16 protein-coding genes are annotated in these 17,155 nt (G+C 45.2%); 7 read left to right on the top strand and 9 right to left on the bottom strand.

The features are described from left to right. Positions 1-14 precede the first annotated feature (14 nt). Together aceF and lpdA are read left to right on the top strand one after the other, a co-directional pair. Positions 15-1,916 (top strand): pyruvate dehydrogenase complex dihydrolipoyllysine-residue acetyltransferase, encoded by a 1,902-nt coding sequence (aceF, locus tag OH459_RS04830; RefSeq protein ID WP_017817680.1) that lies wholly within the window; start codon positions 15-17, stop codon positions 1,914-1,916. 243 nt (positions 1,917-2,159) lie between these two features. Then, positions 2,160-3,590: a dihydrolipoyl dehydrogenase gene (gene lpdA, locus OH459_RS04825; protein ID WP_269985997.1), complete on the top strand. Its 1,431-nt coding sequence runs from the start codon at positions 2,160-2,162 to the stop codon at positions 3,588-3,590. A 321-nt stretch (positions 3,591-3,911) separates the two neighbouring features. Here the strand turns inward: lpdA and opaR are convergent, their stop codons facing one another. After that, on the bottom strand, positions 3,912-4,526 hold the full coding sequence (gene opaR / locus OH459_RS04820) for a transcriptional regulator OpaR (RefSeq protein WP_005446268.1): 615 nt from the start codon (positions 4,524-4,526) through the stop codon (positions 3,912-3,914). A 321-nt stretch (positions 4,527-4,847) separates the two neighbouring features. Between opaR and hpt the strand changes: the two genes are divergently transcribed. Continuing rightward, positions 4,848-5,378 carry a hypoxanthine phosphoribosyltransferase gene (gene hpt, locus OH459_RS04815; RefSeq protein WP_005446271.1) on the top strand — a complete coding sequence of 177 codons (531 nt, stop codon included), beginning with the start codon at positions 4,848-4,850 and terminating at the stop codon, positions 5,376-5,378. Positions 5,379-5,466: 88 nt separating this feature from the next. On the opposite strand, the gene can is transcribed toward hpt, so the two are convergent. After that, positions 5,467-6,135 (bottom strand): carbonate dehydratase, encoded by a 669-nt coding sequence (gene can / locus OH459_RS04810; protein WP_005446273.1) that lies wholly within the window; start codon positions 6,133-6,135, stop codon positions 5,467-5,469. A 283-nt stretch (positions 6,136-6,418) separates the two neighbouring features. Here can and OH459_RS04805 point away from each other — a divergent pair, with 283 nt between their 5' ends. From OH459_RS04805 to OH459_RS04790, 4 genes are all read left to right on the top strand, one after another. Beyond that, the gene (locus OH459_RS04805) at positions 6,419-8,089 is read left to right on the top strand and encodes a SulP family inorganic anion transporter (RefSeq protein WP_009698752.1); all 1,671 of its coding nucleotides are present in this window, start codon (positions 6,419-6,421) and stop codon (positions 8,087-8,089) included. A 233-nt stretch (positions 8,090-8,322) separates the two neighbouring features. Next, positions 8,323-9,240, top strand: a complete 918-nt coding sequence (locus OH459_RS04800) for an ABC transporter ATP-binding protein (protein WP_005446278.1) — start codon at positions 8,323-8,325, stop codon at positions 9,238-9,240. Then, positions 9,240-10,010, top strand: coding sequence for an ABC transporter permease (locus tag OH459_RS04795; RefSeq protein ID WP_269985996.1), 771 nt, complete (start codon positions 9,240-9,242; stop codon positions 10,008-10,010). Before OH459_RS04800 ends, OH459_RS04795 begins: the two co-directional genes overlap by 1 nt. 141 nt (positions 10,011-10,151) lie before the next feature. Then, on the top strand, positions 10,152-11,081 hold the full coding sequence (locus OH459_RS04790; RefSeq protein WP_005446281.1) for a Kdo(2)-lipid IV(A) acyltransferase: 930 nt from the start codon (positions 10,152-10,154) through the stop codon (positions 11,079-11,081). 63 nt (positions 11,082-11,144) lie between these two features. Here the strand turns inward: OH459_RS04790 and panC are convergent, their stop codons facing one another. The 7 genes from panC to sfsA form a co-directional block, all read right to left on the bottom strand. Beyond that, the gene (gene panC, locus OH459_RS04785) at positions 11,145-12,047 is read right to left on the bottom strand and encodes a pantoate--beta-alanine ligase (RefSeq protein WP_269985995.1); all 903 of its coding nucleotides are present in this window, start codon (positions 12,045-12,047) and stop codon (positions 11,145-11,147) included. Positions 12,048-12,058: 11 nt separating this feature from the next. After that, positions 12,059-12,853, bottom strand: a complete 795-nt coding sequence (panB, locus tag OH459_RS04780; protein ID WP_269985994.1) for a 3-methyl-2-oxobutanoate hydroxymethyltransferase — start codon at positions 12,851-12,853, stop codon at positions 12,059-12,061. A gap of 24 nt (positions 12,854-12,877) precedes the next feature. Continuing rightward, positions 12,878-13,363: a 2-amino-4-hydroxy-6-hydroxymethyldihydropteridine diphosphokinase gene (gene folK, locus OH459_RS04775; protein WP_005446287.1), complete on the bottom strand. Its 486-nt coding sequence runs from the start codon at positions 13,361-13,363 to the stop codon at positions 12,878-12,880. After that, positions 13,360-14,727, bottom strand: a complete 1,368-nt coding sequence (gene pcnB, locus OH459_RS04770) for a polynucleotide adenylyltransferase PcnB (protein WP_005446289.1) — start codon at positions 14,725-14,727, stop codon at positions 13,360-13,362. Before pcnB ends, folK begins: the two co-directional genes overlap by 4 nt. Before the next feature lie 81 nt (positions 14,728-14,808). Continuing rightward, positions 14,809-15,693 carry a tRNA glutamyl-Q(34) synthetase GluQRS gene (gluQRS, locus tag OH459_RS04765; RefSeq protein ID WP_005446291.1) on the bottom strand — a complete coding sequence of 295 codons (885 nt, stop codon included), beginning with the start codon at positions 15,691-15,693 and terminating at the stop codon, positions 14,809-14,811. Between the two features lie 113 nt (positions 15,694-15,806). After that, a complete protein-coding gene (dksA, locus tag OH459_RS04760; RefSeq protein WP_005439389.1) occupies positions 15,807-16,253 on the bottom strand; it encodes an RNA polymerase-binding protein DksA in 447 nt (148 codons plus the stop codon). Positions 16,254-16,389: 136 nt separating this feature from the next. Then, complete coding sequence (sfsA, locus tag OH459_RS04755; protein ID WP_005446293.1) at positions 16,390-17,106, bottom strand: DNA/RNA nuclease SfsA; 717 nt, start codon at positions 17,104-17,106, stop codon at positions 16,390-16,392. Positions 17,107-17,155 lie beyond the last annotated feature (49 nt).

The raw sequence follows: 17,155 nt of genomic DNA, 5'->3' as shown, positions 1-17,155 counted from the left end.
AAGGTAAATAAGCAATGGCAATCGAAATTAATGTACCTGACATCGGTGCGGATGAGGTTGAAGTTACTGAGATTCTTGTAAGCGTTGGCGACAAGGTTGAAGAAGAGCAGTCTCTTATCACTGTAGAAGGCGACAAAGCTTCTATGGAAGTTCCAGCGTCTCAAGCAGGTATCGTTAAAGAAATCAAAGTAGCGGAAGGTGATTCTGTTACGACTGGTTCTCTAATCATGATTTTCGAAGCTGAAGGTGCCGCTGCAGAAGCGGCTCCTGCGGCAGCTCCAGCAGTTGAAGCTGCACCAGTTGCAGCTCCTGCAGCGGCAGAACTGAAAGAAGTTCACGTTCCAGATATCGGTGGCGACGAAGTAGAAGTTACTGAAATCATGGTTGCAGTTGGCGACAGCATCGAAGAAGAGCAATCTCTTCTAACGGTTGAAGGCGACAAAGCATCAATGGAAGTACCAGCACCATTCGCCGGTACTCTAAAAGAGATCAAAGTTGCTGCTGGTGATAAAGTAACAACTGGTTCTCTAATCATGGTATTCGAAACTGCCGGTTCAGGCGCAGCAGCGGCTCCAGCAGCCGAGGCGTCGGACCGAGTAGAAGCTCCAGCAGCTCCAGCGGCAGCAGCTGACAAAGAAGTGAATGTTCCAGATATCGGCGGTGACGAAGTTGAAGTTACTGAGATCATGGTTAAAGTTGGCGACACAGTAGAAGAAGAGCAATCTCTAATCACTGTTGAAGGTGACAAAGCTTCAATGGAAGTTCCAGCTCCATTCGCTGGTACGGTAAAAGAAATCAAGATTGCAGCTGGCGATAAAGTAACGACTGGCTCTCTAATCATGGTATTCGAAGTAGCTGGCGCAGCTCCAGCTCCTGTTGCAGCACCTGCACAAGCAGCAGCTCCAGCACCTGCAGCGGCTCCTGCTCCAGCAGCAAAAGTTGAAGCTGCACCTGCAGCGAACGATTTCCAAGAGAACAACGACTACGCACACGCGTCTCCAGTTGTCCGTCGTCTTGCTCGTGAATTTGGCGTTAACCTATCTAAGGTTAAAGGTACTGGTCGTAAGAGCCGTATCCTAAAAGAAGACGTTCAAGCTTACGTTAAAGATGCGCTTAAGCGTCTTGAGTCTGGCGCTGGTGCGGCAGCATCTGGTAAGGGCGACGGCGCAGCGCTTGGTCTACTACCTTGGCCAAAAGTTGACTTCAGCAAGTTCGGTGAGACGGAAGTTCAGAAGCTTTCTAAGATCAAGAAGATTTCTGGTGCAAACCTACACCGTAACTGGGTAATGATCCCTCACGTTACACAGTGGGACAACGCTGACATCACTGAGCTAGAAGCGTTCCGTAAAGAGCAGAATGCAATCGAAGCGAAGAAAGACACTGGCATGAAGATCACTCCTCTTGTGTTCATCATGAAAGCAGTAGCGAAAGCACTAGAAGCGTTCCCTGCGTTTAACTCTTCACTTTCTGAAGATGGCGAAAGCATCATTCTTAAGAAGTACGTGAACGTAGGTATCGCAGTAGATACGCCAAACGGTCTTGTTGTTCCTGTATTTAAAGACGTGAACAAGAAAGGCATTTACGAGCTATCTGAAGAGCTAATGGCAGTTTCTAAGAAAGCACGTGCAGGTAAGCTAACGGCAGCTGACATGCAAGGCGGTTGTTTCACAATCTCTAGCCTTGGCGGTATCGGCGGTACAGCGTTTACGCCAATCGTAAACGCGCCAGAAGTAGGTATCCTAGGTGTATCTAAATCTGAAATGAAGCCAGTGTGGAACGGCAAAGAGTTCGAACCACGTCTACAGCTTCCACTGTCTCTATCATACGACCACCGTGTGATTGATGGTGCAGAAGGTGCACGCTTCATTACTTTCCTAAACGGTGCACTATCAGACATTCGTCGCCTAGTACTGTAATATAGAAAGTAATAGTTAAGGTGGCTTTCGGGTCACCTTACTTCTTTATATAAAAGACTATTTTTAGACGACAATTTCTCACATCGTTCAGAATCTGAAAGATGAATTGTTGTCTAGCTCACAGGCTAACTTAAAGCTGCTTTCACACTGTTAACATCTCTGTAAAATATTGATCGTTTGAAAGCCTAATAATTTAAGAACATCTACTCAGCCTGTTAGGGATAATGACTACAAGAGGTCACAATGAGCAAAGAAATTAAAGCCCAAGTTGTTGTACTTGGTTCTGGTCCTGCTGGTTACTCAGCTGCATTCCGTTGTGCGGACTTAGGTCTAGAAACAGTACTAGTTGAACGTTACAGCACTCTTGGTGGTGTATGTCTAAACGTTGGTTGTATTCCATCTAAAGCACTTCTTCACGTTTCAAAAGTTATCGAAGAAGCGAAAGCGATGGCTGAGCACGGTGTTGTGTTTGGCGAACCGCAAACAGACATCAGCAAAATCCGTATCTGGAAAGAGAAAGTTGTAAATCAACTGACTGGCGGTCTTAGCGGTATGGCGAAGATGCGTAATGTTACTGTAGTAAACGGCTACGGTAAGTTCACAAGTCCTAACTCTATCCTTGTAGAAGGCGAAGGCGAGTCAACGACGGTTAACTTCGATAACGCTATCATTGCTGCGGGTTCTCGCCCAATCAAACTGCCATTCATCCCGCATGAAGACCCACGTATTTGGGATTCAACGGATGCTCTAGAACTGAAAGAAGTACCTGAAAAGCTGCTTATCATGGGCGGTGGTATCATCGGTCTAGAAATGGGTACGGTTTACCACTCACTAGGTTCTAAAGTAGACGTAGTCGAGATGTTTGACCAAGTTATCCCTGCTGCGGATAAAGATATCGTTAAAGTCTTCACTAAGCGTATTAAAGACAAGTTCAAGCTAATGCTTGAGACGAAAGTAACAGCAGTTGAAGCGAAAGAAGATGGTATCTACGTTTCAATGGAAGGCAAAAAAGCACCAGCAGAAGCTGAGCGCTACGATGCGGTTCTTGTTGCTATCGGTCGTGTTCCAAACGGTGCGCTTATCGACGCTGAAAAAGCGGGCATTGAGGTGGACGAGCGTGGCTTTATCAACGTTGATAAGCAAATGCGCACTAACGTTCCTCACATCCACGCGATCGGTGACGTAGTTGGTCAACCAATGCTTGCTCACAAAGGTGTGCATGAAGGTCACGTTGCTGCAGAAGTTATCTCTGGCAAGAAGCACTACTTCGACCCTAAAGTTATTCCTTCAATTGCTTACACTGAGCCAGAAGTGGCATGGGTTGGTAAGACTGAGAAAGAAGCGAAAACTGAAGGCATCAACTACGAAGTGGCAACATTCCCATGGGCTGCATCAGGTCGTGCAATCGCATCTGACTGTGCAGACGGTATGACTAAGCTAATCTTCGATAAAGAGACTCACCGTGTTATTGGTGGTGCAATCGTTGGTACTAACGGTGGCGAACTGCTTGGTGAAATCGGTCTAGCTATTGAGATGGGTTGTGATGCTGAAGATATCGCATTAACTATCCATGCTCACCCAACTCTACACGAGTCAGTGGGTCTAGCTGCTGAAGTATTTGAAGGTTCAATCACTGACCTTCCAAACAAAAAAGCAGTTAAAAAGAAAAAATAACTTCTTTTGAAGACCGAGAGTCTTAAAACTTGAATGATAAAAACCGCTGATTCGTCAGCGGTTTTTTTATGCGCGGAACTTGAAGAGGGAATGAGGTCTCCTTTTAGGCGATTGTGCTTGATAGTTGGAAATCTCTTGGTTTAACACCAAGGAATCGAGAGGTATGTATTTGGATAATCATGAAAGGAGTTTCGATTAAGAAGGGGTTGGCTGAACTTGTTCGTAGAAAAGCAAAATAAAATCCAGCTTCGCAGCTGTCTAAAACGAAAAAGGCCAACACTCCAGTGTCAGCCTTTCATTTAGTTAAACTCGCGTTTTAGCTTAGTGATCGCGGTTGTAGATGCACAACATATCTAGGTAAGCACTAACGAGTGTTGATAGCTCGGCTTCGCTCTTAGAGCGATTTGCTTGTACGAAGATAGAGTAACAAATACCATGGAACAGATTCGCCAAGTGTTCCGGTTCATGTTGGTCACAAACTTCCCCACGTTCGATAGCTTTGATGAACATGTTTTGCACCAGCAGTTGGTTGGTGCGGTTTGTCGTTACGAATAGCGGCCACACTTCATCACGTGTTGATGCACTCCACTCGAACCAAACTTTCAACCAATGGCAATCTTGGCTTACTAGTTCAATCATTGCGTTAGTGATGTTAGCGATGTTCTCGCGTGCATGAATGTCTAAGTCGATGTTATCTGATAAGAAGTTCGAGAATTGACGAACCACGTGATTCAGAACTTCATCCACCAAGTCTTCGCGAGTTGGGAAGTAGTTAAATACTGTCGCAACAGAAACTTGAGCAATCTCTGCAATATCAGCGTGACCACCACGACCAATGCCGCGGCGAGCAAACACTTCAAGAGCGATTTCCATTAGTTGCTGTTTACGTTTTAGAGGGGAAAGCCTAGTACGAGGTCTCTTTGCAATTGAGTCCATAATCCATTTTCCTTGCCATTTGAGTTGATATTTTGGGGATAGTCCCCTAATTGATTATTTTAATAGTTGCTTAAAGCATTGATGAGTGTAATGGTGCATATGTGCAAGGTCAACATCTGATGCGTAATTTATAGACAGTAATGTCATTATTGATGTTTCATTCAATGATATAAGTTCTAAAATTAAGACTTTCATCCAAGAATTCAACGAAATGGGATGCGACTTTCCACCTATTGAGTGGGGTGTTACACTACACGCCGCAAGATAAGGTGATCGTTTGCGTACGACCTACCTCAACCCACAAAGAAAATTGAGCACAGTATGAAACATACAGTAGAAGTCATGATTTCTGAGCAAGAAGTTCAGGAACGTATTCGTGAATTAGGCAAGCAAATTACAGAACGTTACCAAGGTAGCGAAGATCTGGTTCTGGTTGGTTTGCTACGCGGTTCATTTGTATTTATGGCCGATTTGGCTCGTGCAATCGAACTGACTCACCAAGTCGACTTTATGACCGCTTCTAGCTACGGTAACACGATGGAAAGCTCTCGTGACGTACGTATCCTGAAAGACCTTGATGACGACATCAAAGGCAAAGACGTACTGATCGTGGAAGACATCATTGATACAGGTAACACACTGAACAAGATCCGTGAAATCCTGTCTCTACGTGAGCCGAAGTCTATTGCGATTTGTACGCTGCTAGACAAGCCATCACGTCGTGAAGTTGAAGTGCCAGTTGATTATGTTGGTTTTGCTATTCCTGATGAATTCGTAGTTGGTGTGGGTATCGACTACGCTCAAAAATACCGTCATCTACCGTTCATTGGTAAAGTGGTGCCTCAAGAGTAGTCATTAGTCTTGATAGAAGAATACAAAAAACGCCCGTTAAGCAATTAACGGGCGTTTTCTTTTATTTGGTTCGGCTTATGTTTTTAACTCAGCGACAAAGCAATTTGTTGTCTGAGTTAAGAATGGTTGAGAGCGCTTTTTGGTAAGAGGCTTCCACGGTCTCTTTTGAGTTTGAACGAATGCCCAAGTATTCAAGGCGACCATCTTCAATCCCGTAAACTACGCCATGAATCTCAACGTCCTGACCACGCTCCCACGCATTTTGCATGATGGTGGAGTTGCCTAAGTTATAGACTTGCTCAGCTACGTTGATTTCACCCAGTTTGTCAGCGCGGTCTTCAAGAGGCATCTGGTCTAGGTAGGGGCGATGTTTAAAGTAAAGGTCACGGATATGAAGTAACCAGTTATTGATAAGACCTAGCTGAGGATTATCAATAGCGGCGTTAACGCCACCACAGCCATAGTGACCACATACGATGATGTGTTTTACTTTCAATACGTCCACGGCGTATTGCACCACAGAGAGGCAGTTTAGGTCTGTGTGGATGACCTGGTTCGCAACGTTTCGGTGAACAAATAACTCGCCAGAGAAAAGACCGGTCAATCGCTCTGCAGGAACGCGACTGTCTGAGCATCCAATCCAAAGAAAGTCTGGTTTCTGACCTTCTGCAAGCTTTGCAAAGTATTCTGGACGATCAGATTTAATTTCTTCTGACCACTTAGAGTTATTTTCGAATAATTGTTTAATTTCCGGCATCTGACATCTACTTCCCTAAAAATTAAAAAAACCAACCACTCACCAGTGCTTATAAAGCGATCAGCGCTGTAACTATACACAATGTTACAATTTCGATCCCGTTAAATATTCATTCAAGATGACTCATCTGACTAGTTCTCGCTGTGAAAATCATAAAATATGCAGACATCATTCAGTATGCGAATAAGCCTAGCGAATTCGTGGTTTTATTGTGTTTTTTTCTTTGACGAAATATTTGTTAGATTGATGGCATTTTGTCTTTTTAATGCAGGGAGCAAATTCAATGTTCGGTAGTCGCTTTAAGGATATCAACTTGAAAGGGGATCTGTTTGGTGGCGTCACCACGGCCATTATTTCACTTCCTCTTGCGTTAGCCTTTGGTGTCGCATCTGGCGCTGGCGCAGAAGCAGGTTTATGGGGTGCGATCATGGTGGGGCTTTTCGCGTCACTGTTTGGTGGTTCCAACACTCTGATTTCTGAGCCTACCGGTCCTATGACAGTGATCATGACCGCCGTGTTGACTAGTATGATGGCGAAGTACCCAGAGACGGGAATGGCAATGACATTCACCGTTGTGATGATGGCGGGGGCGTTTCAAATTGTGCTTGGTACATTGAAACTCGGTAAATACGTGACACTCATGCCTTATAGTGTCATCTCGGGATTCATGTCAGGGATTGGCGTGATTCTGATTATCTTGCAGTTGTCGCCTTTACTCGGTCATGCTGCGCCTTCTGGTGGGGTTATAGGCACATTATCGGCATTGCCTGATACCATTTCTAACCTGAAGTTTAGCGAGTTGTTTTTGGGTTTGCTGACGTTAGGCATCTTATTCTTCTTTCCGAAGCAGTATCGTAAGTACGTACCCGCCCAACTTGTCGCGCTAGTAGCGGTTACGTTGTTATCGGTGATTTTGTTTGATGCAGAAGACATTCGTCGAATTGGTGAAATCCCCGCAGGCTTACCTTCTTTGGTCGTGCCACATATCGATCCTGCGATGTTCACCGAGATGGTCATTGATGCATTAGTTCTGGGTACGTTGGGTTGTATTGATACGCTATTAACTGCGGTAATCGGTGATTCATTAACACGTAAAGAGCATGACTCAGACAAGGAGCTACGTGGTCAAGGCTTGGCAAACATGATTTCTGGTTTGTTTGGCGCTTTACCAGGTGCTGGTGCCACAATGGGTACAGTAACCAATATCCAAGTAGGGGCTCGTTCCCCTTTGTCTGGTGTTATTCGTGCGCTGATTCTCGCGCTGGTGGTTTTGGTTGCAAGTGGCTTGACCGAACCTATCCCGATGGCTGTGCTGGCGGGTATTGCAGTGTATGTTGGCTTCAATATTCTTGATTGGAGTTTTATCCAACGTGCTCATAAGGTGAGCTTCCCAGGTATGGCGGTTATGTATGGCGTCATGCTGCTGACGGTCTTTGTTGATTTGATTGTTGCTGTGGGGTTAGGGGTATTTATTTCTAATATCATCATCATTGAGCGTTTGAGTCGTGAGCAAGCACGCCAAGTTAAGGCCATCAGTGATGCCGATGAAGATGATGTTCCGCTTACGGACAGTGAACGAGGACTGCTTGATCGAGCCAATGGTAAAGTCTTGTTCTTCTACTTGTCTGGACCAATGATCTTCAGTGTTTCGAAAGCCATTTCTCGTCAACACTCCAGTATTTCGGATTACGAAGTGATGATCCTCGATCTGACTGATGTGCCGATGATTGATGTTACGGTAGGCTTAGCGCTTGAGAATGCGATCAAAGATGCGTTGGATGCGGAGTGTGAAGTTTACTTGCTGTGTCCAAACCAACGCACACGTGAGCAATTAGAGAAGTTCCACGTGATTGATTTAGTCCCTGATGAGAACACTTACAAGTTCCGTTATGAGGCATTGAATGCTGCGATAAAGCATGTAGAAACAGATGAGCATCAAATGCTAACAATGTAATCTTGTTTTGTTTTTTAAAAGCGCTGCCAAAGTTGTTTGGCGGCGCTTTTTAGTATACGGAGTCGGGGATTTATAGTTATTTCTAATTTTATAGAAAGGTTTATTTGTATTCATCGTTATTCAACGATAAACTAATTCAACTTCAGTGCAATACCGCTTTGACCGCTGAGTCATATCAACTCTCTATCGGTATTGGCATTCACGATTCATCAACAGATGGCAATTATTACGCAATGTACGCATTAGAAATTGAACAGCTTCGCAAGACCTATGCGGGCGGATTTGAAGCGTTGAAGGGTATTAGCCTAACAGTAGAAAAAGGTGACTTCTACGCGCTTCTAGGACCAAATGGTGCAGGTAAATCCACTACGATTGGCATTATCTCTTCTTTGGTAAACAAAACCTCAGGTACGACCAAGGTCTTTGGTTACGACATTGATACGCATCTTGAATTAGCAAAGCAAAACCTAGGTTTGGTGCCACAAGAATTCAACTTCAACCAATTTGAGACGGTTGAACAGATTGTGATGCAGCAAGCTGGCTATTATGGCGTGTCAAAGATTCAGGCGAAAGAACGTGCCGAGAAGTATCTGACAAAGCTCGATTTGTGGGAAAAACGCAAAGAACGTGCGCGTAATCTATCTGGTGGTATGAAGCGCCGTCTTATGATTGCTCGCGCTTTAATGCATGAACCACAGTTGTTGATCCTTGATGAACCAACCGCTGGTGTCGATATCGAATTGCGTCGCTCGATGTGGGATTTCTTAAAAGAGATTAACCAAGAGCAGGGTATTACTATCATTCTAACGACTCACTACCTTGAAGAAGCAGAAATGTTGTGTCGCAATATCGGTATCATCAACAAAGGTGAGCTTATTGAGAATACGACGATGAAAGCGCTGCTTGGTAAGCTTCGTGTTGAAACCTTCATTCTCGATGTTGAGTTTGACGGTGAGATGCCAGAGCTTAAAGGGGTGAATAGTCAGGTTATGATAAATGGCTCGCTAGAAATTGAACTGGATAAGAGCCAGGGGTTGAACTCAGTATTCAGTCAGCTTTCCGAACATGGCGTAAAAGTGCTGTCTATGCGTAACAAAGCGAACCGCTTGGAAGAGTTGTTTGTCAGCATCGTTCGCGGAGGTAACCAATAATGTACAAGTTATATTGGACGGCTTTTTGCAGCCTGCTCACCAAAGAAATCAATCGCTTTACTCGTATTTGGGTACAAACGCTAGTTCCGCCAGCGATTACAATGACGCTGTACTTCATCATTTTTGGTAGTTTGATTGGCTCTCGCATTGGCGACATGAACGGTTTTAGTTACATGGAGTACATTGTGCCTGGTCTGATTATGATGTCGGTGATCACCAACTCGTATTCCAATGTGGCCTCATCGTTCTTTAGCTCGAAATTTCAGCGTAATATTGAAGAGCTTCTGGTTGCACCGGTACCAAACTACGTGATCATCCTCGGTTTTGTCATGGGAGGCGTTGTGCGTGGTTTATTGGTGGGAACCATTGTGACGTTTGTGTCTCTGTTTTTTGTGGATCTGCAAGTCGACCACTGGGGCATCATTATCGCGACGGTATTTATGACATCAGTTGTGTTCTCACTAGGTGGCTTAATCAACGCAGTTTATGCAAGAACGTTTGACGATATCTCTATAATCCCGACGTTTGTATTGACACCTCTGACCTACTTAGGTGGCGTGTTCTACTCTATCAGCCTGGTGCCTGAGTTCTGGCAAGGTGTGTCGAAGCTGAACCCTATCGTCTACATGGTGAACGCATTCCGTTACGGTTTTCTTGGGGTTTCTGATGTTGGCATTGTGACGTCATTTAGCGTGCTGACGGTATTCGTTGTTGCGCTTTATGCCGTGGCACATTACCTCGTGACCAAAGGAATTGGCTTGAGAAGCTAACATAAACAGATGTTGAAAGAGCAGCGATGAGAGCTGCTCTTTCTTTATGCATTTCTATACATTCCCATACAATTTTTCGACTTTTTACATGCTAGGTTTTACTCATTTCTGTAAATGCATTTGTTGTAAATGAGTCAAGCCATGAATACCGTTCCGTCCCCACCTTTCACCTTGAAATTGCTTCTCCCTAAATACTGGTCTGTCTGGTTTGCATTTGGCTTGCTCGCGTTTGTTGTTAATGCGCTACCGTATCCGCTGCTGCGAGCACTGGGAAGAGGTATTGGCTCCCTTGCAATGCTGCCAATGAAGCGCCGCCGGAAAATTGCTAAGCGTAATCTCAAGCTCTGCTTCCCTGAATATAATGAACAACAGTGTGAGGAGTTGGTGAAGGCAAACTTTAAATACACCGGCATGGCACTGATTGAAACGGGCATGGCTTGGTTTTGGCCCGATTGGCGGGTAAAACGTTTGGTGACGGTGGTTGGTAAAGAGCGCATTCTTGAACAAGAAAGAAATGGACGTGGTGTGCTGGTGATATGCAGCCACCATCTTAACTTAGAGATGACGGCGCGTATTTTTAGCCAATTTGCGAAAGGGTACGGTGTGTATCGCCCGAACTCAAACCCTGCTTATGAGTTTATTCAGCATCGCGGTCGAACGCGCTGTGGGCATCAAATGATAGACCGAAAAGACGTAAAGTCGATGCTTAAAGTTCTGAAAAATGGTCAGCGACTGTGGTACCTACCAGATCACGATTACGGGGTGAACAATTCGGTGTTTGCTCCTTTCTTTGCTGTTGAACAGGCGGCAAGTACGGCGGGGTCGAGTGTATTAATTGATGCAACCAAGTGTGCGGTGATGTCCGGAGTGACGGTCATGAACGATAACCGATATACGCTTTACATTGGTGAGGATCTGAGTGGGCAGTTTGAACGACGAAATCCAGTTAAAGCCGCGAGTATTTTGAATCAAGAGATTGAAGGGATGATAAAACGAGATATTCCCGCGTGGATGTGGTTGCACAAGCGATTTAAGACTCGCCCTGAAGGACTTCAATGCGTCTACTCATAAATCTCATTACCAGATACAAAAAAGGTCGGCTTAGTGCCGACCTTTTTTATTTAAGATTTAGATTTACTCTGCGCTCGCTGAGCTTTCTTCGCTTGATTCATCTTCTTTGGTTTCTACTGCCATATCAACCGTTTGGTTGTCGATTAGGCGGGCTTTTCCTAGGAATGCTGACATCAAGATTACCGCTTGGGTTGTCTCTGCAGTGATTGCTTGAAGTGTACGAGCATCACGGATGAAGATTTCATCTGGTTGAAGACCTGCTGCACGAAGCTGATCGCTTGCGTCTTCAATCACTGATGCGTAATCATCACGACCGCCACGTATTGCGCTGCTGATCCAACGCATTGTACGAGCTAGCACTGGTGCACGTTGACGCTCATCAATCGTCAAAAGACCATTGCGTGAGCTCATTGCAAGGCCGTCCATCTCACGTACTGTTGGTACGCCAATAATCTCGATGTCCATTGCCAAGTCTTCAACCATCTTGCGAATCACGGCAAGTTGTTGGAAGTCTTTTTCACCAAAGCACGCAACATCAGGTTGAACGATGTTGAAAAGCTTGTTGACGATGGTAGTAACGCCACGGAAATGACCTGGGCGAGAAGCACCTTCAAGAATGGTAGACAGACCAGGAACATCAATAAACGTTTGTTTATCCAAGCCTTCTGGGTAGATGATTTCAGGTGTTGGTGTGAACACGATTTCTACGCCTTCACCACCTAGCTTGCTCAAATCTTCTTCTAGAGTTCGAGGGTAGTTGTTTAAATCGTCTGCACGGTCAAACTGCATCGGGTTTACAAAGATGCTTACAACAACGACATCCGCGTATTCGCGAGCTTTACGAACAAGTGTTAAGTGACCTTCATGGAGGTTGCCCATAGTTGGAACAAACGCCACTTTACGACCTTCACGCTTAAAGGTTTTTACTTGTTCACGAATCGCTGAGATTTCCGCAAAAGTTTGCATGCATTTATCCTCTAGGCAATGGTATGAGCTTCGTCTGGGAATGCACCGCTTTCAACATCAGCCATATATTGAGCCACGGCTTTGCGCATATCGCCTGTTTCAGCAAGGAAGTTTTTCGAGAATTTTGGCATGTAGTTCGCCGAAATTCCAAACATATCGTGCATTACAAGAATTTGACCATCTGTCACATTACCTGCACCAATACCAATTACTGGAACATCAAGAACTTGCGTAATACGAGCCGCTAATTCAGCAGGAACACACTCTAGTAAAACAATTTGAGCACCAGATTCTTGCAGTGCCAGTGCGTCTTTTACCATACGATCGGCTTTTTCTTGATCGCGACCTTGCACCTTGTAACCACCAAAGATATTGACTGATTGAGGGGTTAGACCAAGGTGAGCACATACTGGTACAGCACGTTCAGTTAGCATCTTAACGGTATCAACTAACCAGTCGCCGCCCTCGATTTTTACCATATTTGCACCAGCACGCATTAGCGTTGCTGCGTTCTCACACGCTTGCTCTGGCGTTGCGTAGCTCATGAATGGCATATCAGCCATCAATAGACAGTTTGGGCTGCCTGCGCGTACACAGCGGGTGTGATAAGCGATATCTTCAACAGTAACGGGTAACGTGTCTGATTTACCTTGCAGAACCATACCTAGAGAGTCACCTACTAATAAAACAGGCATTTCTTGGCTTTCAAAAAGTTGGGCAAAGCTCGCATCGTATGCAGTTGAAGTAGCAAATTTACGACCTTCTTGCTTCCACTTAATCAGGTCGTTAATGGTCATTTTTTTCATTGTTTTTTCCTCACTAGGAGTTGGCTATGACTGCCAAATGCTGAGGCCGTTACGATCTACTTGCTCAAGTAGTGACGATACCTCGGTCCCGTCTGGGAGTTGTAAACTTGGTGCAATTTCCGCAAGAGGGTAGAGTACGAACTCGCGCTCTCTCATTCCATAGTGTGGAACTGTCAGTCTTTCGGAATCAATCACCTCATTGCCGTAGAGAATCATATCGAGATCCAAGGTTCTTGGTCCCCAACGTTCATCTTTACGGACACGCCCTTGTTCTTGCTCAATCGCTTGGGTGCAATCGAGTAGCTCAAGAGGCGTCAAATTGGTTTTTATCGCCACAACCGCATTGATGTAATCCGGTTGGTTTTGTGGTCCCATCGGCGTACTGCTGTAGAGCGAAGAGGCTTGCACAAACTCAGAGTTTGGGATTGATTTTAGAGCCTCAATCGCTTGTTTCGCTTGGCTGACGGGATCAGCCAAGTTACTGCCTACCGCAATGTATGCTGTGATCATGATTTTGGCTTACTCTTTTTCTTGCGATAGGTTTTGCGGCGGCGTTGACCGGTTTTAGGTGCTTGGCTATCAAGGTCACCTGCCATTGCTTGGCGCATTTCTCGGCCTGCATTTTGGAAAGTTTCCCACCACTTGGCAAGCTTCTGAGTCTCGCCACCCTCAATTTCACCGCGCATTTCAAGAAAATCAAAGCCAGCTCTAAATTTGTTGAGCTCCATTAGGCGGAATGCACGCTTACCATTACGTCGAGGAAGACGTAATTGCAGTTGCCAAATTTCACGGATAGTGGCGGTATGACGGCGTGGAATAGCAATCGTACGAACTTGGTCATCAAGAATGATGTTGCTCGCTTCCATGATGGCATCGTAATGGCACAGATTACGCTGTTCCATTAACTTATCTGCCATCGCACATAGCGGGTACCACAGCATTGCAGCAAACATGAATGCTGGGTTAATGCGCTTGCCTTCTTCAATACGCATGTCGGTTGAATCAAGCACTAAATCGAGCATTTGCTCGGTGTGAGATTCGTATTCTTCCGTGAAGTGCTCAGCAATTGCTGGGAACAACTGTTGGAATAGGTTGTACTCACGCAGGAGGTGATAGGTCTCTAGACCATGACCTGATTGAAGCAGCTTTAACGATTCTTCGAACAGGCGCGCAGATGGGATGTCGCGTAGTAGCGTTGACATCTCTTCAATTGGTGCGGCGGTGTCTTCTTCGATGTCGAAGTCGAGTTTCACGGCAAAGCGAATCGCACGCAGCATACGTACAGGGTCTTCGCGATAGCGGGTTTCTGGATCACCGATCAGGCGAACAAGGCGGTCTTCTAGGTCTTCAATACCACGCGCGTAGTCGTGAATTGAGTAGTCTGCGATGTTGTAGTACATCGAGTTAATCGTGAAGTCACGGCGCTCTGCATCTTCATCAATCGTGCCGTAAACATTGTCACGAAGCAGCATGCCTTCTTTAGACTGCTGTGAAACGTTCTTGTTTTTTTGCTCTTGGTGGTGACCGCGGAAAGTCGCAACTTCGATGATGTCACGTCCAAACATAATGTGGGCGAGACGGAAGCGACGACCAATCAAACGGCAGTTTCTAAATAGTTGCTTGATTTGTTCTGGAGTCGCGTTGGTTGCGATATCAAAGTCTTTTGGTTTCTGTCCAAGCAGTAAGTCTCGAACCCCGCCACCCACAAGAAAAGCATCGAAACCGGCACCGTTTAGTCGGTATAGCACCTTCAGTGCATTGTCACTGATCTGCTTACGCGAAATGTTGTGCTCTTCACGAGTAATTACATTGAGAGCGAGTTCTGGGATCATGGCAGATTCGCTTGTTGTATAGTCGTTTGTATTCATGTGCATCTGGCAATAACTGGGTTTAATCCAATCTTGCTTTGGTTAGTTTTTTACGCCTCTAGGGCCAATTTTGCGGCTAATAATAGCCTACGCAGTGCCGTTTGAGAATCTCGGTGTGATCTCGATCTCTGCTGGAAGCTGCTCTAAACACCAATTTTTACATCCCCAACGCAGTATTTCATCTACATTAGCGGCTTGAATGGCTTCTGGAATATGGAAGCCTAAAAACGTCATGGCGTGCAGCAGAGCAGGCTTCGGATTATCGACATCAATCGCTGTCGCATGATTTTGTTTCGACAGCTTGTTGCCATTAGTATCCATCGCTAATGGCAAATGTAAGTAGCTAACTTCTGGTTTTCCAAGGATTTGGTACAAGCTGATTTGACGACCTGTAGGTTCAATTAAATCGGCTCCACGGACGACTTCAGTCACCCCTTGGTCAATGTCATCTAATACTACCGCAAGATTATAGGCAAATAATCCATCTCGACGTTTAATAATGAAATCTTCATTTACTAACGCAGGAGGCATGGTCATCAAGCCATGCTTCTGATCGAGAAAATTAGCGATGGGCTTGGTCATTTTTAGGCGAATCGCGCCTTCTTTCAAGCCTTTGTCGCGACAAGTGCCGGGATAATAACCACCATGCTCTTTGATTTGCTTGCGCGTGCATTGGCAATAGTAAGCATCACCATTCTCTAACCAAGTATCAATTTGCGTCTGATAAAGGTCGTGACGGTCACTTTGGTAGACCACTTCGCCATCCCAATGCAGTTGATATGCTTTTAGCGCATTTAATATAGCCTCAGCCGCTCCTGGCATCTCTCTTGGTGGATCAAGGTCTTCAATACGAACGAGCCAAGTACCCTGGTTAGCTTTCGCTTGGAAATAGCTGCCCAATGCAGCAACGAGGGAACCAAAATGTAATGGACCAGAAGGGGATGGGGCGAATCGACCTACATAGCGTGTCATGCGTATATCTCGAAATTATACGGGTATAAAAAGCGACAAACTCGACGTTGCGAAGTTAGCTAAAACAAAAAGGGAGCCTGAGCTCCCTTTCAATAATCATAATGCCAGATTGATTAACCTTGCATCTGTTTCTCTTTGATCTCTGCAAGTGTTTTACAGTCAATACAAAGGTCTGCAGTTGGACGCGCTTCTAGGCGACGAACGCCGATCTCTACGCCACAAGATTCACAGAAGCCAAAGTCGTCTTCAGTGATTTTATCTAGAGTCTTTTCGATCTTCTTGATCAGACGACGCTCACGGTCACGGTTACGCAGTTCTAAGCTGAACTCTTCCTCTTGAGAAGCACGGTCAACTGGATCTGGGAAGTTTGCTGCTTCGTCCTGCATGTGGTGTACAGTGCGATCGACTTCTTCCCTGAGCTGATTACGCCAAGCTGTTAAGATCTTTGTAAAGTGTTCAACCTGCTCTGGTGACATGTATTCTTCACCAGGCTTTTCCTGATATGGCTCCACACCGGCAATGGCTAGGATGCCTATCGTTTTCTTCTTTGATTCTGGCATACAGCATCTCCTACTTACACCTAGTCAACTGCTTTGCAGTCAATTTAAGGCGGGTATCTATAGCAAAAAGAGGCGGTGCAGGCAATTACTGAATTGCAAACTTATCATCATTGTGAAGATGACATCATTTTTTCTCTTAATTGATAAATTCAATCGCCGAGATTAGTTTGATTTCAGTGTTGCTTAACTCAGCTTTATAGCAGAGAACTTCCACTCCAGCGTCTTGTGCTTGTTTTAGTAACGTTGAATATTTCGCGTCTATATGGTGCGCCGCGGATACTTTTTCAATACCTGAATGTAAAACAGTGAATAAAAGTATGGCTCTACTTCCATTTTGTGCCATTTCTGTGAGCTCTCTCAGGTGCTTTTGCCCTCTGGTAGTCACGGCATCAGGGAAATAACCTTGTCCTGATGAGCTTTCTTCATCAAGTAGGGTGACGCTCTTCACTTCTATATAACACTTTGATTTGTCGCTTGCGCTGAGCAAGATATCAATTCGGCTATTTTCATTGCCATATTTCACCTCAGTTTGAAGTTGGTCATATCCCAACAATTCTGAAATGACATTATTTTCAATTGCTTCTACGGCTAATTGGTTTGCGCGAGCGGTATTAATGCAGATCCGATGCCCTTGTGCGGTTTCACTGAGTTCCCAGCTGTTCGGATATTTGCGCTTTGGGTTATCGGAAGTGGAGTACCAAACTTTGTTGCCCGGAGTGGCACAGCCTGTCATTGCGCCAGTGTTCGCACAGTGAATTGTTCGAATCTCACCGTTATCCAGTTCGATATCGGCAAGAAAGCGTTTGTAGCGTTTGAGCAGAGTCGCTGACTCTAGAGCGGGTTCGAATTGCATTTGCTTATTTAGCCAAGAGTGTTTTTATGTACAATGTTGCCAACATTAC

Origin of the sequence: Vibrio sp. MM46, from assembly GCF_027587135.1 — a bacterium.
GTDB classification, from domain to species: Bacteria; Pseudomonadota; Gammaproteobacteria; order Enterobacterales; family Vibrionaceae; genus Vibrio; species Vibrio harveyi.
Note: the sequence above shows the minus strand (reverse complement) of the source record. Positions and strands in the feature narration are given on the sequence as shown.

Coding starts and splice junctions, on each gene's coding strand:
- aceF (WP_017817680.1), top strand. CDS start 15: ATGGCAATCGAAATTAATGTACCTGACATCGGTGCGGATGAGGTTGAA.
- can (WP_005446273.1), bottom strand. CDS start 6,135: ATGCCGGAAATTAAACAATTATTCGAAAATAACTCTAAGTGGTCAGAA.
- OH459_RS04795 (WP_269985996.1), top strand. CDS start 9,240: ATGTACAAGTTATATTGGACGGCTTTTTGCAGCCTGCTCACCAAAGAA.
- dksA (WP_005439389.1), bottom strand. CDS start 16,253: ATGCCAGAATCAAAGAAGAAAACGATAGGCATCCTAGCCATTGCCGGT.
- gluQRS (WP_005446291.1), bottom strand. CDS start 15,693: ATGACACGCTATGTAGGTCGATTCGCCCCATCCCCTTCTGGTCCATTA.
- sfsA (WP_005446293.1), bottom strand. CDS start 17,106: ATGCAATTCGAACCCGCTCTAGAGTCAGCGACTCTGCTCAAACGCTAC.
- pcnB (WP_005446289.1), bottom strand. CDS start 14,727: ATGCACATGAATACAAACGACTATACAACAAGCGAATCTGCCATGATC.
- hpt (WP_005446271.1), top strand. CDS start 4,848: ATGAAACATACAGTAGAAGTCATGATTTCTGAGCAAGAAGTTCAGGAA.
- OH459_RS04790 (WP_005446281.1), top strand. CDS start 10,152: ATGAATACCGTTCCGTCCCCACCTTTCACCTTGAAATTGCTTCTCCCT.
- folK (WP_005446287.1), bottom strand. CDS start 13,363: ATGATCACAGCATACATTGCGGTAGGCAGTAACTTGGCTGATCCCGTC.
- opaR (WP_005446268.1), bottom strand. CDS start 4,526: ATGGACTCAATTGCAAAGAGACCTCGTACTAGGCTTTCCCCTCTAAAA.
- panB (WP_269985994.1), bottom strand. CDS start 12,853: ATGAAAAAAATGACCATTAACGACCTGATTAAGTGGAAGCAAGAAGGT.
- OH459_RS04800 (WP_005446278.1), top strand. CDS start 8,323: ATGTACGCATTAGAAATTGAACAGCTTCGCAAGACCTATGCGGGCGGA.
- lpdA (WP_269985997.1), top strand. CDS start 2,160: ATGAGCAAAGAAATTAAAGCCCAAGTTGTTGTACTTGGTTCTGGTCCT.
- OH459_RS04805 (WP_009698752.1), top strand. CDS start 6,419: ATGTTCGGTAGTCGCTTTAAGGATATCAACTTGAAAGGGGATCTGTTT.
- panC (WP_269985995.1), bottom strand. CDS start 12,047: ATGCAAACTTTTGCGGAAATCTCAGCGATTCGTGAACAAGTAAAAACC.